1 protein-coding gene is annotated in these 270 nt (G+C 40.4%); it reads left to right on the forward strand.

Annotation, left to right across the window (positions count from 1 at the left end):
* Nucleotides 1–270, forward strand: a 270-nt coding sequence (locus AAEY88_RS13740; RefSeq protein WP_350563279.1) for a M23 family metallopeptidase, incomplete at both ends; no start/stop codon positions are given.

Here is a 270-nt window from a genome sequence, read left to right on the forward strand (position 1 = left end):
GTTATAACCAGTTTAATGGCAACTATGTATTCATTAAGCACAACGAAACCTACACCACTAAGTATTTGCATTTAACTAAGCGCAAAGTAAACCGTGGTGAAACGGTTAAACAAGGCCAAATAATCGGTACTCTGGGTAAAACAGGCCGAGTCACTGGCGCTCACTTACATTACGAATTTATTGTAAATGGGGTTCACCGCAATCCACGAACCATCGATTTACCTAAATCAATGCCAATTGATAGCAGAGAGAAGAACAAATTCGCTGCAC

The organism is Psychrobacter sp. CAL346-MNA-CIBAN-0220 (assembly GCF_040309805.1).
Lineage (GTDB): Bacteria > Pseudomonadota > Gammaproteobacteria > Pseudomonadales > Moraxellaceae > Psychrobacter.